We start from the raw sequence: 12,109 nt of genomic DNA, 5'->3' as shown, positions 1-12,109 counted from the left end.
GGGCCGAGGGCCGGGACATCTGCGTCAACCCAGTGGTGGTGCTGGAGCCCGGCAACGTAACGGCGGCCGGCGGCATGGGGAAACCCGCGGCACCGGCCACCGCCGCCGTGCCGCCCCCCCGCAGGCCTCTCCCCGGGCGGCCCCTCGGCGCAATTCAACCCGCAGGCGCGCGTCGCTTCCGGCACCGGTTTCGTCGTGGCGCGGGACCGGGTGCTGACCAACCGGCATGTCATCGATGGCTGCAACCGCGTGCTGGTCCGCACCGCCGATGGCCGCACCCTGGCGGCGACCCCGCCGGCCCGGGTGGATGCCGGGCGCGACCTGGCCCTGCTGGCGGTGCCGGGCGATCCCGGCCCGGTGCTGACCTTCCGCCGCGATCCCGCGGTGCGGCGCGGCGAGGCGGTGGTGACCTATGGCTTCCCGCTGGCCGGGCTGCTCTCCTCCGGCCCGACCCTGACCACGGGGGAGGTGAGCGCGCTGGCCGGGCTGGCGGACAACCAGGTGCAATTCCAGATCAGCGCGCCGGTGCAGCCGGGCAATTCCGGCGGGCCGCTGTTTGACCGGCAGGGGCATCTGGTCGGCGTCATCGTCTCCAAGCTGAACGCGGCGCGGGTGGCGCAGCGCACCGGAGACATCCCGCAGAACGTGAATTTCGCGGTGAAGGGCACCGAGGCGGCCGAGTTCCTCCGCCGCGCCGGCGTCACCCCGCAGATGGCCGATAGCCGCGGCCCCGACCGCAGTGCCGCCGAGGTGGGGGAGCTGGCGCATCGCAGCACGCTGTTCGTGCGCTGCGAGCGGTAGGGCAGGCCGAGGCGCTCGTCTCCTGCGGACCGGTTCACGTCCTCCGGCTTCACCTCCGGACGACCGGGCCACTCAGCCGGCGCCGGCCTCGCCCAGCCTGGCCTCGCCCCGTCGGATCAGCGGAATGAGCACCAGCGCCGCCAGCGCCACCCCGGCCCAGAGCCCGGCCAGCGCCGACCCGGCGCCGAAGGCATCCACCGCCAGCCCCACCGCGAGAGGCACGGCGCTGAAGCCGAGATGTGCCACCACGAAATACCCGGCCACGGCGCGGGCGCGCTCCGCTGCCGTGGCCTCCGCCACCGCCGCCAGGCCGCCGAGATAGATGAAGCCATAGGTGGCACTGCCAGTGATGGCGCCGCCTACCAGCAGGGACCAGAGCCCACCCGTGGCGGCGCCGAAGAGCGTCAGCCCCGATCCCGCGCAGAGCACCACCAGGCCGAGCTTTACGGAACGGCCGGGCGCCACCCGGCGCAGCCCCTGCTGCACCAGCACCCCCACCAGGATCATGAGGCAGACCGCCGCCGGCCCGGCCAGCGGCATCCCCCGCGCCGCTAGCGCCGTGGGCACGCTGGTCAGCACCGTGCCGGTGGTGCCCCAGGCCGGCAGGATGGCGAAGGTGGTGGCGAGCGTCCCGCGCGGGAAGGCCGGGCGACAGAGCCAGGCGCCGGCGGGTTCCGCAAGCGTCTCCGGCAGCCGGGCGATGGCCGGCAGCAGCAGCAGGGTGAAGAGCAGATGCGCCGCGAAGGTCGGCGGCGGCGCCAGCCCCGGCCAGGCCACCACCGCGCCCAGGGTCAGCAGCCCGCCCGCGCCGAAACTGCCCACCGTGGCGGCGGCAACGATGGCGGCGGCCCGGCGCCCGGCCTGCTTCTCTCCCCCCGGCCTGGCGGAGGCGAGTTCCGCCGCCCAGGCCGCCGCGGCCCCGGCGACGCAGCCCATGCCGAGCCCCTGCGCCATCCGCGCCAGCGCCAGCGCCGGAAGGCCCGGCGCCAGCATCAGCGCCAGGGTGGAGAGCATCGCCAGCGCCATGCCGAGCAGCACGCAGGGCTTGCGTCCGATCCGGTCCGGCAGCGGCCCGAGCAGCGGCGCGGTGACGATCAGCGTCACCGCATAGCAGGCGAAGGCCAGGGCCAGCGCCCCGGCGCCATGCCCGCCGGCCCGCGCATAATCGACATAGAGCGGCAGCGGCAGGGTGGTGGAGAGGCCGACGGCGCAGACTCCAAGCCCGACCAATGCCTCGGGCGAGCGGAACCTGGCCAGGCGCGGCGCCGGTGCCGCCTGCGGGACGACAAGCTGATCGGGCAAGCGGCGAGGGACTCCGGCGGACGGCCCGCAGCCTGCGGCCGGATGGCGATGCGGTCCAGTCCCCGCGCTTCGGCCGGAGCCAGGCGACCATTGCCCGGGTCATCCGATTGCCGCGCCGCCGCGACCGCCGCATGCCCGATACCCAGACCGGCCTGATCCTCCGCGACAGCCGCGCCGAGGACATCCCCGCCCTCACCCGCATCTACGCCCATTGGGTCCGCCACGGTCTGGCGAGCTTCGAGCTGGAACCACCCGATGCGGCCGAGATGGCGCGGCGGCGGGAGGCGGTGCTGGCCGGCGGCTACCCGCATCTGGTGGCCACGGATACGGCCGGCGAGGTACTCGGCTATGCCTATGCCAGCGCCTATCGCAGCCGCCCGGCCTATCGCTTCGCGGTGGAGAATTCCCGTCTATGTGGCGCCGGAGGCGGGGCGCCGGGGCATCGGCCGGGCACTGCTGCCGGCGCTGGTCGCGCGCTGCACCGCGGCGGGGTTCCGGCTGATGGTGGCGGTGATCGGCGATAGCGGCAATGCGGGTTCGATCAGCCTGCATGCAGGCTGCGGCTTTCGCCATGCCGGGCTGCTGCCGGCGGTGGGCTGGAAGCATGGCCGCTGGGTGGACAGCGTGCTGATGACCCTGCCCCTGGGCGAGGGCGCCGCAACCCCGCCGCGCGGCGAAGCCGCGAACGCCCCAGGCTGAAACAGCCTGGGGCGTGAATCGCCTGTGCTGCGAAGCGCGGCGGCCTCAGGCGGCCACCGCCCGCCTCTGGCCGGACAGCCGCCCGGCGCCCAGTGCATAGGCGCCCGCGCCGAGCCCCGCCTGGACCAGCAGCGCCACCGTCCAGAAGGCCGGGAATTCCCAGCCGCCGCCCGTGCCGCTGAAGACCCAGCCATTGCCGGTATGCTGCGCCAGCGCCCCCAGCATCAGCGGCACGAAGGCCAGGCTCACCACCCGCACCCCGATGCCGGCGATCAGCGCCAGCCCGCCCAGGATCTCGGCCGCGATCACCACCACGCCGAGCGCCGGCGGAAAGCCGAGGCTGCCGAAATAGCCCATCGTCCCCGCCAGGCCGAAGGTGCCGAGCTTCAGCACCGCGCCATGCGCCAGGAACATCAGGCCAAGCGAAACCCGCAGCAGCGCCGCGGCATGGGGGGTGGTGGCTTTTTCGTCGAACATCGTCCTGCTCCTCGGTTGTCTCGCGGCCCTGCCGCCTTGGGGTGAATCTGCACCCCCGGCGGAGCCACTTCCAACGCGGCTTCGGAACCTTCATCATCAGCCTCCTGAATGATGGTGGCGCCCAGGCATGGCCGATCTCGGCACGCTCGACCTCAACCTGCTGCGGGTCTTCGATGCGGTGGCGCGGGAGCGGCACGTGACCCGCGCAGCGGCGCGGCTGAACCTGTCGCAGCCCGCCGTCTCCAATGCCCTGGCCCGGCTCCGCCAGGCACTGGGCGACGAGTTGTTCCTCCGCCGCCCCGGCGGGGTGGAACCCACCGCCCTGGCCCTGACCCTGGCGCAGCCGGTGGCCGAGGCGCTGGACCGCATCGCCGAGACGCTGGCGGTGCAGGCGCCCTTCGACCCCGCCACCACCACCCGCGTCTTCACCCCGGCCTTCAGCGAATATGCCGAGGCCGTGCTGGCGCCGCCGCTGCTGGCGCATATGGCGCAGGCGGCGCCGGGGGCGCTGCTGGCGATCCGCCACGCCGACCGGACGGATTGGGAAGCGCTGCTGGAAACCGGCCAGGCGACGCTCGCGGTCGCGGTGCTGCCGGAGCCGCCAGCGATCTACACGCGGCTGCGGCTGCTGCCGGAAGCCTTCTGCACCCTGATGCGCCCCGGGCATCCGCTGGCCTCAGGCGAATTCACGCTGGAGGGCTTCGCCGGCGTGCCGCATCTGCTGCATTCGCCGAACGGCTCGCGCGACGGCGCGCTGGATGGGGTGATGGCGGAGGCCGGGCATCCGCGCCGGCTCGGTGCGGTGGTGGCGCATCTGGCCGCGGTGCCGGAGATCCTGCATCGCACGGATATGGTCATCAACCTCTCGGCACGGCTGGCCGCGCAGATGGCACGGGCGCATGGGCTGGTCTGCCGCGACCCGCCGGTGGTGGTGCGGCATACGCGGCTCTCGCTGGTCTTCCACCGCCGCTTCGAGGCCGATCCCGGCCATGCCTGGCTGCGCCGCCTGGTGCTGGCGGTGGCGCGGGAGGTGGCGCCGGCGGGGTGAGCACTACAGCGCGATCACCGCGTCCACATACCCCTTGTAGCGCTGGCTTTTCGGCCGTGCCCGATCCTCCTCCCGCAGATACGCGATGCTGCTCTGGCCGAGCAGCCGCGCCGGCAGCAGCATCACGCGGATGAAGCGGCTCGGGCGGTCCGTGGCGGCCTGGGCAAACACCGGTTCCGGCCCCGCCTCGAACCAGGCGCCGCCGGGCGGATAGGCGGTGGAATGCCCCGCGGTGTCGATGCGGATGCCGCCCTCGATCAGGCAGCGGATGCCCGGGCCCTGATGCGTATGCAGGAAGGCACAGCCGCCGGGCGGGAAGGCCACGCTGTCGCAGCGCAGCAGCAGCGCCGCATCGGGCAGCGCGGGCAGGACCACGCAAAGCTTCTCCAGCGTGCGGCCGCCGGTGGCCGCGACGAGTGGCGCCCCCTCCGGCACCAGTTCGAAGCGCCAGAGCGCCGCGCCCTCGGGTCCGGCCCGCAATGTCGCGGCGCCCCGCCCGTGCCAGGCGGTGTCGTCGGTGAAATCGGCACGGCCCGCCTCGATGCCGCCATGCACGACATAGGCGATACGGTTCACGCCGTCCGCCGGCAGCACCACGGCGCCGCCGCCGGCCAATTGATCCTCGACCAGCCGCAACGCCCAGCGCATCGGGATCAGTCCTGCCACTTCACCTTGAGGAAGGGCGCGGGCAGCAGCAGCTTGCTCTCCTGCTTCACGATCATCGGCCGCACCTTGGCGACATAGGCGAGCCAGCCGGGATCGGCAAACAGCCTGGCGCGGCGCTCGGTGCGCTCCGCCAGATCCTCGTAGGCCCAGAGGTGGATGACCTGGTTGAGCGGGCCGAATTCGGTCTGGTAGTAGCCCACCATGCGACCGAGGATGCGCTTCTGGATCGGCATCCCCTCGGCCTCATAGGCCTTGATATAGACCGGCGCCTGCGCGGGCTGCATCGTGTAGATCCGTTCCTCGACGATCATGGCCCTGGGCTCCGTTCTGCGTTGGACGTTCCGGGAAAGGCTAGCCGCGGCGCCACGCCGCTGCAACCGGCCCCCCGGCGGGCCGTTCTGGGAGCCAGCAGGACAGCAAGGAAACGCAACCGATGGCCGAAACCCGCACGGATGCCGAGGCCCAGCAGAAGGTCTGGGAGATGATCCGCGATGTCGAGGTGGCGATGATGGTCACCATGGACGCGGAAGGCCGCTTCCGCGGACGTCCCATGCGCGCGGCGAAGCAGGAACCGGGTGACGTGCTGTGGTTCTTCACCGAAGCGCAGAGCCCCAAGGCCGGCGAGGTCAAGGGCGATGAGCGCGTGCTGCTCGCCTATTCGGACCCGCGCAAGCAGAACTACGTCTCGGTCAGCGGCACCGCCCAGGTGGTGCGGGACGCCGCGAAGCAGAAGGCCCTGTGGAGCGAGCCGATGCGCGTCTGGTTTCCTGGCGGCGCCGAGGACCCGAAGATCGCGCTGCTGAAGGTGACGGTGGATGGCGCCGAATACTGGGACAGCCCATCCTCCACCCTGGTGCATGCCTTCGGCTACCTGAAGGCGGTCACGACGGGACAGCCACCGAAGCCGGGCGACAACGACAAGGTGGATTTCACGAAGCGCGCCGGCTAGAGCGTGATCGCTTGAGGTGCTCGCACCGAAAAGCGTGAATCACGCGATCACACAAAGGTCTGGAGCATGATGCGTGAACGAAGGTGAAAGCATCATGCTCCAGGGCCCGTTGCGGGCCGGGTCGAAGCGGCGGCGGCGTGCAGCGGGATGGAGCCGCCGCGGGTCAGCCCTCCGCCCGCTCCGCAGGCGACTTGGCGGCCGGCACGGGCGGCACCTCCGCGCTGCCCTCGCGCCGGTCGCGGTAGAGCGCGGCGCGCACCAGTAGCATCAGCGTCACCGGCGTTGTGATCACCATGAAGGCCGCGATCAGGATCTCGTGCAGCACGAAGCGGGTCTGCGACACGGAGAAGAACAGCATCGAGGCCAGCAGGACGCAGCCGATACCGAGTGTGGTGCCGAGAGTCGGGGCGTGGACGCGCTGATAGAAGCTGCGAAGCCGCAGGAGCCCGATCGAGCCGGTCAGTGCGAGGCCCGCGCCGAGCACCAGCAGCAGCGCGACCGGCAGCGCCGCCCAGAGCGGCAGGTCGCCGGCATCAGTCATTCGATCACCTCCCCGCGCATCAGGAACTTCGACAGGGCGGTCGTCGCGACGAAGCCGAGCAGCGTGATGAGGAGGGCCGCCCCGAAGTAGTGCGTGCTGCCTGTCCGGATGCCGAAGACCAGCAGCAGGATCGCAGCGTTCACGTAGAGCGAGTCCAGCGCGAGGACACGATCCTGGGCCCGCGGCCCGCGCAGCATCCGGTAGGCCCCGCAACCCATCGCCGCCACCAGCAGGAGTTGCGCGACCAGGGCCGACCATGCGAGCAGCGGCGCGCTCATTCGAATATCTCCATCAGCCGGCGCTCCCACTTGTCCTTGACGATGCGGACCCATGTCTCCTCGTCGATCAGGTCCAGCACGTGCAGCAGCATGGTGCCCTCCGCGGAGTCGTAATCGACGCATACCGTGCCGGGCGTGGCGGTGAGGATGCAGGTAAGCGCGGCCAGGCCATAGGGGCTGCGCATGTCGAGCGGGATGACGACGAAGCCGGAGCGGCGGGCCCGCGACTCGCCCGGCCCCAGGACGATCCGGGCGACCGCGTTGTTCGACCGCACGATCTCCACCAGCACGTCGCGCAGGAGGCCGGGCACGGCGGAAAGGCGGCGCAGGCGCACCGGCGGAGGCGCCAGGGCCGCCAGCGCGCCGGCGCCCGCGATGGCAAGGATCACGCCAAGCAGGAGCGTGCCGGGGGGAGACGCTCCCCACCAGGAGCAGCCACAGCGCGAGAAAGGCAAGGATCAGCAGCGCGTAGGGAAGCCGGCGCGTCACTGTCCGTCCCCCGGCATGGCGGCCGGCGCCTCCATCACGCCGCGCAGGTAGTCCCGCGGCGCGTGCAGCGCCTCGGCCGTCGCCTGCATGTACTCCATGGCCGGCCCCGCCGCGACCGTCAGTGCGCCGCACAGGACAAGCAGAAGCCCGACCGGCGCGATCTCGACCAGGCCGACGCGTGGCGTCCGGCCCGCGGGAGCCGCCCAGAAGACGTTGATGCCTGCGCGCACCATGGCGATGACCGTGGCGAGCCCGGAGAGGATCAGCGCCGCCATCAGCAGCCAGGCCGTGGTGGGCACCCTGGCCTCGCCGGGACCGAACAGCGGCGCCAGGATGGCGAATTGGCCAGGAATCCGGACAGCGGCGGCAGGCCGGCCAGCAGCACCGCGCAGGCGATGAAGCCGAGTCCGAGGATCGCCACGGTCCCCGGGATGGCCACGCCGACGGCGTCCTGGTCCTGCAATCGTCCTCCTCCTCGCCCGTGCCGAAGGCCTCGCGCGTCACCGCCAGCACGTCGGCGCCCACCTCGCGCCCACGCTCGACGAGTTCGATCAGCAGGAAGAAGGCCCCGATCCCGAGGACGGAGCTGGCCAGGTAGAACAGCGCGCCGCCGGTCACCGCCGCCTGCCCGGCGCCGATCGCGGCCAGCAGCGTGCCGGAGGAGACCAGCACGCTGGCCCCCGCAAGGCGCGGCAGGTTCTGCGTGGCAAGCACGACGGTCGAGCCGAAGGCGATGGTGAGGAGTCCCCCGGCCAGCAGCCAGGCACCGCCGAAGCCCGCGGAGGCGCCGGCCTCGGCGCCGAACAGCAGCAGCCAGACGCGCAGCACGGCATAGACGCCGACCTTGCTGAGGATCGACAGGATCGCGGCCGCGGGCGCGGTCGCTGCGGCATAGGTCCCCGGCAGCCAGAAGCCGAGCGGCCACATCGCCGCCTTGACCAGGAAGGCAATGCCCATCACGCCGAGGCCGGCTTCCAGCACCGCCCGGTCTCCGGCCGCCACGTCGCGCATGCGCGCAGCGAGGCCTGCCATGTTGAGCGTGCCCGAGATGCCGTAGACGGCGCTGACCCCGATCAGGAACAGCAGCGAGGCCACCAGGTTGATGACGATGTAGTGCAGCCCCGCCCGGACGCGCGCAGTGCCCGAGCCGTGCAGCGCCATGCCGTAGGAGGCGGCGAGCATCACCTCGAAGAAGACGAACAGGTTGAACAGGTCGCCGGTCAGGAAGGCGCCGTTCAGGCCCATGAGCTGGAACTGGAACAGCGGGTGGAAATGGGTTCCCGCGCGGTGCCACCGGGCGAGCGAGAAGACGAAGGCGGCAAGCCCGAGCACGCCGGTCAGCACCAGCATCAAGGCCGAGAGCCGGTCCAGCACCAGCACGATGCCGAACTGCGCGGGCCAGTCGCCCAGCCGGTAGATGCGCACTTCCGGCGCGCCCGCGACGAGCAGCAGCATGACGGACAGCGCAACCAGCAGGAGCGTCGAGGCCAGGCCGAGCGCCACCGTCGCGCCACGCCAGCGATCGCCGGCGAGGATCATCGCCGCGCCGGCCAGCATCGGCACGACGATCGGCGCGATCACCATGTGGTCCATCCAGCCGGTCACCGGTCGCGCTCCCGGCCGTCCACGTGGTCCGTCCCGGTCAGGCCGCGCGCGGCCAGCAGCACCACCAGCAGCAGCGCGGTGGTGGCGAAGCCGATGACGATGGCGGTCAGCACCAGCGCCTGCGGCAGCGGGTCCGTGTAATTGGCGAGGGTGCCGGCCTCGCCGGGCTCCAGGATCGCGGCGGCGCCCGTGCGCAGCCCGCCGGTCGAGAAAATGAACAGGTTCACGGCATAGGACAGCAGCGAGAGGCCGATGATCACCTGGAAGGTGCGCGGCCGCAGCAGCAGCCAGACGCCGGAGCCGGCCAGCACGCCGATGCCGACCGAGACGATGAACTCCATCAGTCGTCTCCCGCCATCGCAACGGGCGCCCGCTCGCGTATCGCCGGGGCGGCCGGGCGGCGCGGCGTCGCCCGGTGGCCGCGGACGGACTGGTGCGCCAGCGCGACCAGCATCAGCAGCGTGGCGCCGACCACGAGCGCGAAGACGCCGATGTCGAAGACCAGCGCGCTGGCGGTCGGCACCTTGCCGATCAAGGGCAGCTCCGCATAGGCGAAGTAGGAGGTCATGAAAGGCCGGCCGAACAGCCAGGCGGCCAGCCCCGTGCCGGTCGCGACCAGCAACCCGGTGCCGACCCAGATCTGCGGGCGCAGGCGCAGCCGGTCCTCGGCCCAATCCGTGCCGCCGATCATGTATTGCAGGATGATGGCGATGGCGACGACCATGCCGGCCGAGAAGCCACCACCAGGCCGGTCGTGGCCGCGCAGCAGCAGGAACACCGCCACGATCAGCATCACCGGGAAGAGCAGCCGGGCCAGGGTGAACGGCAGCAGCAGCCAATCCGTGCCCCGGCGGCCGTCGCCATGCACGGGCACCGCGGTATCCGCGTCGCCCGCGGCGCTCTGGTCGCGCTGCTGCTCGGGCACCTCCACGCTGTCGGGCGCGGGGCGGAAGCGGCGCAGCAGCGCGTAGGTGGTCAGCGCCACGGCGGCGACGACGAAGATCTCGCCCAGCGTGTCGAAGCCCCGGAAGTCCACCAGGATCACATTGACCACATTGGTGCCGCCGCCCTCCGAATAGGCGCGGGCGAGGAAGTCGCGTGCGAGCAGGTCAGGAGGCGTGCGCATCATCACAGCGTAGGACAGCGCCGCCAGCCCGCCGCCGGCGGCGACGGCGATGGCGAGATCGCGGATCCGTCGCGTGCGCGTCAGCACCTCCGGTCCGCGTTCCCCAGGGGTCCGGAAGCGCTGCGGCAACCAGCGCAGGCCGAGCAGCAGCAGGACGGTCGTGACGACCTCGACCGTCAACTGCGTCAGGGCGAGGTCGGGCGCGGAGAACCAGACGAAGGTGATGCAGACCACCAGACCCACGCCGCCGACCAGGATCAGCGCGGCCAGCCGGTGGAACTTGGCCTGCCAGGCCGCGCCGATCGCGCAGGCGGCGCCCACCGCCCAGATCAGCGCCAGCACGGGATCCACCGGCGAGGGCGGCAGGTTGCCCGGCCCGAAGCCGCGCAGCCAGACCGCGGCGCCGCCGGCCAGGAAGGCGATGGCGACGATCAGGCGGAGCTGCGGCTGCAGGCGGCGTGTGCCGGCAAGCCCCTCCAGCCGCCGCGCGAGCCGCCAGGATAGGAAGACCATCGTGCGCTCGAAGATGCGCCGCCCCTCCAGCCGCCGGATCAGCGGCGGGCCCTCCACCTCGCTACGCAGCCGCCGTTGCAGCAGCACGTAAAGCGCCACGCCGCCCGCCAGCGCGACCACGCTCATCAGGAGCGGCAGGTTGAAGCCGTGCCACACCGTCAGGCTGTAATAGGGCACGTCATCGCCCAGCACGGAGCGGATGGCGATGGCGAGGAAGGGCCCCACCGTCGCGGCCGGCAGCACGCCGACCATGATGCAGAGCAGCACCAGGATCTCGACCGGGAGGCGCATCCAGGCAACGGGCTCGTGCGGCTGGCGCGGCAGGTCCACCGGATCCGGGCCGGCGAAGGCGCCGTGGATGAAGCGCAATGCATAGGTGACGCTGAAGGCGCTGCCCAGCAGTGCGGCGAAGGGCAGCAGGTTCAGCAGCCCCAGAGGCGCCTCGGCCGACAAGGCCTCGGCGAAGAACATCTCCTTCGAGAGGAAGCCGTTCAGCAGCGGGACGCCCGCCATGGCCGCGGCGGCCACCAGCGCCAAGCGCGCCGTGAAGGGCATGGAGCGATTGAGGCCCGACAGGCGCCGGATGTCGCGCGTGCCGGTCTCGTGGTCGATGATGCCGGCCGCCATGAACAAGGGACGCCTTGAAGGCGGCGTGGTTCAGGATGTGGAACACCGCCGCGACCAGGGCGAGTTCGCTGTTCAGCCCGAGCAGCAGCGTGATCAGCCCGAGATGGCTGATGGTGGAATAGGCCAGCAGGCCCTTCAGGTCGTTCTGGAAGATGGCGACATAGGCCCCGACCAGGAACGTGACCATCCCCGCCCCCCCGACGATCAGGAACCAGGCATCGGTGCCCGCCATCACCGGCCACAGCCGCGCCATCAGGAAGACGCCCGCCTTCACCAGCGTCGCCGAGTGGAGGTAGGCCGAGACCGGCGTCGGCGCCGCCATGGCATGCGGCAGCCAGAAGTGGAAAGGGAACTGCGCGCTCTTGGTCAGCGTGCCGAGCAGGATCAGGATCAGCGTCGGGAGGTAAAGGGGATGCTCCCGGATGCGGTCGCCCGCGGCGAGCACCGCGTCGAGGTCGTAGCTGCCGACGATGTGCCCGAGCAGCAGCACGCCCGCGAAGAGCGCGAGCCCGCCCGTGGCGGTGATGGTGAACGCCATGCGTGCGCCGTCGCGCGCCGCTGCCATGTGGTGCCAGTAGCCGATCAGCAGGAATGAGAAGAGGCTCGTCAGCTCCCAGAAGAAGGCGATCTGCACCAGGTTGCCCGAGATCACCAGCCCCGTCATCGCCCCCATGAAGGCGAGCAGGAAGGCGAAGAAGCGCGGCACCGGATCGTCGGAGGACATGTAGTAGCGCGCATAGAGCACCACGAGCGCGCCGATCCCCGTCACCAGCCCGGCGAAGAGCCAGGCGAAGCCATCCATCCGCAACACGAAGTTCAACCCGAGCGTCGGCATCCAGGCGAATTCGGCCCGCAGCACGCCGCCGTCCGACACCGTCGGGTAGGCTACCCAGACCAGGCCGAGGCAGGCGAGCGCGACCGCGCCGGCCAGGCCCGCGGCCGTGTTGCGTGCGGCGGTCGGCAGCAGGCCAGTCACAATGGCGCCCCC

At 71.7% G+C, this 12,109-nt stretch carries 14 protein-coding genes and 2 pseudogenes; 5 read left to right on the top strand and 11 right to left on the bottom strand.

Annotated elements, in window-relative coordinates; translation table 11 throughout:
- The first annotated feature begins 195 nt into the window (after window positions 1-195).
- Window positions 196-801, top strand: coding sequence for a serine protease (locus KSF81_RS28965; RefSeq protein ID WP_309139461.1), 606 nt, complete (start codon window positions 196-198; stop codon window positions 799-801).
- Window positions 802-873: 72 nt separating this feature from the next.
- On the opposite strand, the gene KSF81_RS03295 is transcribed toward KSF81_RS28965, so the two are convergent.
- Entirely contained in the window at window positions 874-2,103 is a 1,230-nt protein-coding gene (locus KSF81_RS03295) for an MFS transporter (RefSeq protein ID WP_217377724.1), read from the bottom strand.
- Window positions 2,104-2,234: 131 nt separating this feature from the next.
- Here KSF81_RS03295 and KSF81_RS03290 point away from each other — a divergent pair, with 131 nt between their 5' ends.
- On the top strand, window positions 2,235-2,627 hold the full coding sequence (locus KSF81_RS03290) for a GNAT family N-acetyltransferase (protein ID WP_375293298.1): 393 nt from the start codon (window positions 2,235-2,237) through the stop codon (window positions 2,625-2,627).
- Window positions 2,518-2,802 (top strand): GNAT family N-acetyltransferase, encoded by a 285-nt coding sequence (locus KSF81_RS31830; RefSeq protein ID WP_375293297.1) that lies wholly within the window; start codon window positions 2,518-2,520, stop codon window positions 2,800-2,802. The genes KSF81_RS03290 and KSF81_RS31830 overlap by 110 nt, the downstream gene beginning before the upstream one ends.
- A 45-nt stretch (window positions 2,803-2,847) precedes the next feature.
- Here KSF81_RS31830 and KSF81_RS03285 read toward each other — a convergent pair whose 3' ends face one another.
- On the bottom strand, window positions 2,848-3,279 hold the full coding sequence (locus KSF81_RS03285) for a DoxX family protein (RefSeq protein WP_217377723.1): 432 nt from the start codon (window positions 3,277-3,279) through the stop codon (window positions 2,848-2,850).
- Between the two features lie 127 nt (window positions 3,280-3,406).
- Here KSF81_RS03285 and KSF81_RS03280 point away from each other — a divergent pair, with 127 nt between their 5' ends.
- The gene (locus KSF81_RS03280; protein WP_217377722.1) at window positions 3,407-4,327 is read left to right on the top strand and encodes a LysR family transcriptional regulator; all 921 of its coding nucleotides are present in this window, start codon (window positions 3,407-3,409) and stop codon (window positions 4,325-4,327) included.
- 3 nt (window positions 4,328-4,330) lie between these two features.
- Here the strand turns inward: KSF81_RS03280 and KSF81_RS03275 are convergent, their stop codons facing one another.
- Complete coding sequence (locus tag KSF81_RS03275) at window positions 4,331-4,993, bottom strand: hypothetical protein (protein ID WP_217377721.1); 663 nt, start codon at window positions 4,991-4,993, stop codon at window positions 4,331-4,333.
- A complete protein-coding gene (locus KSF81_RS03270; RefSeq protein ID WP_217377720.1) occupies window positions 4,981-5,304 on the bottom strand; it encodes an NIPSNAP family protein in 324 nt (107 codons plus the stop codon). Before KSF81_RS03270 ends, KSF81_RS03275 begins: the two co-directional genes overlap by 13 nt.
- A gap of 122 nt (window positions 5,305-5,426) precedes the next feature.
- Between KSF81_RS03270 and KSF81_RS03265 the strand changes: the two genes are divergently transcribed.
- Entirely contained in the window at window positions 5,427-5,942 is a 516-nt protein-coding gene (locus KSF81_RS03265; RefSeq protein WP_217377719.1) for a pyridoxamine 5'-phosphate oxidase family protein, read from the top strand.
- A gap of 163 nt (window positions 5,943-6,105) precedes the next feature.
- On the opposite strand, the gene mnhG is transcribed toward KSF81_RS03265, so the two are convergent.
- From mnhG to KSF81_RS28955, 7 genes and pseudogenes are all read right to left on the bottom strand, one after another.
- Window positions 6,106-6,483 carry a monovalent cation/H(+) antiporter subunit G gene (mnhG, locus tag KSF81_RS03260; protein WP_217377718.1) on the bottom strand — a complete coding sequence of 126 codons (378 nt, stop codon included), beginning with the start codon at window positions 6,481-6,483 and terminating at the stop codon, window positions 6,106-6,108.
- Window positions 6,480-6,701, bottom strand: a complete 222-nt coding sequence (locus KSF81_RS03255; protein ID WP_254453836.1) for a K+/H+ antiporter subunit F — start codon at window positions 6,699-6,701, stop codon at window positions 6,480-6,482. Before KSF81_RS03255 ends, mnhG begins: the two co-directional genes overlap by 4 nt.
- Window positions 6,702-6,757: 56 nt before the next feature.
- The gene (locus tag KSF81_RS03250) at window positions 6,758-7,150 is read right to left on the bottom strand and encodes a Na+/H+ antiporter subunit E (RefSeq protein ID WP_309139693.1); all 393 of its coding nucleotides are present in this window, start codon (window positions 7,148-7,150) and stop codon (window positions 6,758-6,760) included.
- 622 nt (window positions 7,151-7,772) lie between these two features.
- A pseudogene (locus tag KSF81_RS28960) lies at window positions 7,773-8,789 on the bottom strand (monovalent cation/H+ antiporter subunit D); the annotation flags it as partial.
- 62 nt (window positions 8,790-8,851) lie between these two features.
- Window positions 8,852-9,196, bottom strand: a complete 345-nt coding sequence (locus tag KSF81_RS03240) for a Na+/H+ antiporter subunit C (protein ID WP_217377716.1) — start codon at window positions 9,194-9,196, stop codon at window positions 8,852-8,854.
- Entirely contained in the window at window positions 9,196-11,121 is a 1,926-nt protein-coding gene (gene mbhE / locus KSF81_RS03235; RefSeq protein WP_254453340.1) for a hydrogen gas-evolving membrane-bound hydrogenase subunit E, read from the bottom strand. Before mbhE ends, KSF81_RS03240 begins: the two co-directional genes overlap by 1 nt.
- A gap of 67 nt (window positions 11,122-11,188) precedes the next feature.
- A pseudogene (locus tag KSF81_RS28955) lies at window positions 11,189-11,923 on the bottom strand (proton-conducting transporter membrane subunit); the annotation flags it as partial.
- Window positions 11,924-12,109: the final 186 nt, after the last annotated feature.

The sequence above is a fragment of the Siccirubricoccus sp. G192 genome, assembly GCF_019084075.1.
Lineage (GTDB): Bacteria > Pseudomonadota > Alphaproteobacteria > Acetobacterales > Acetobacteraceae > G192.
This window is presented reverse-complemented; position numbering and strand designations above follow the sequence as displayed.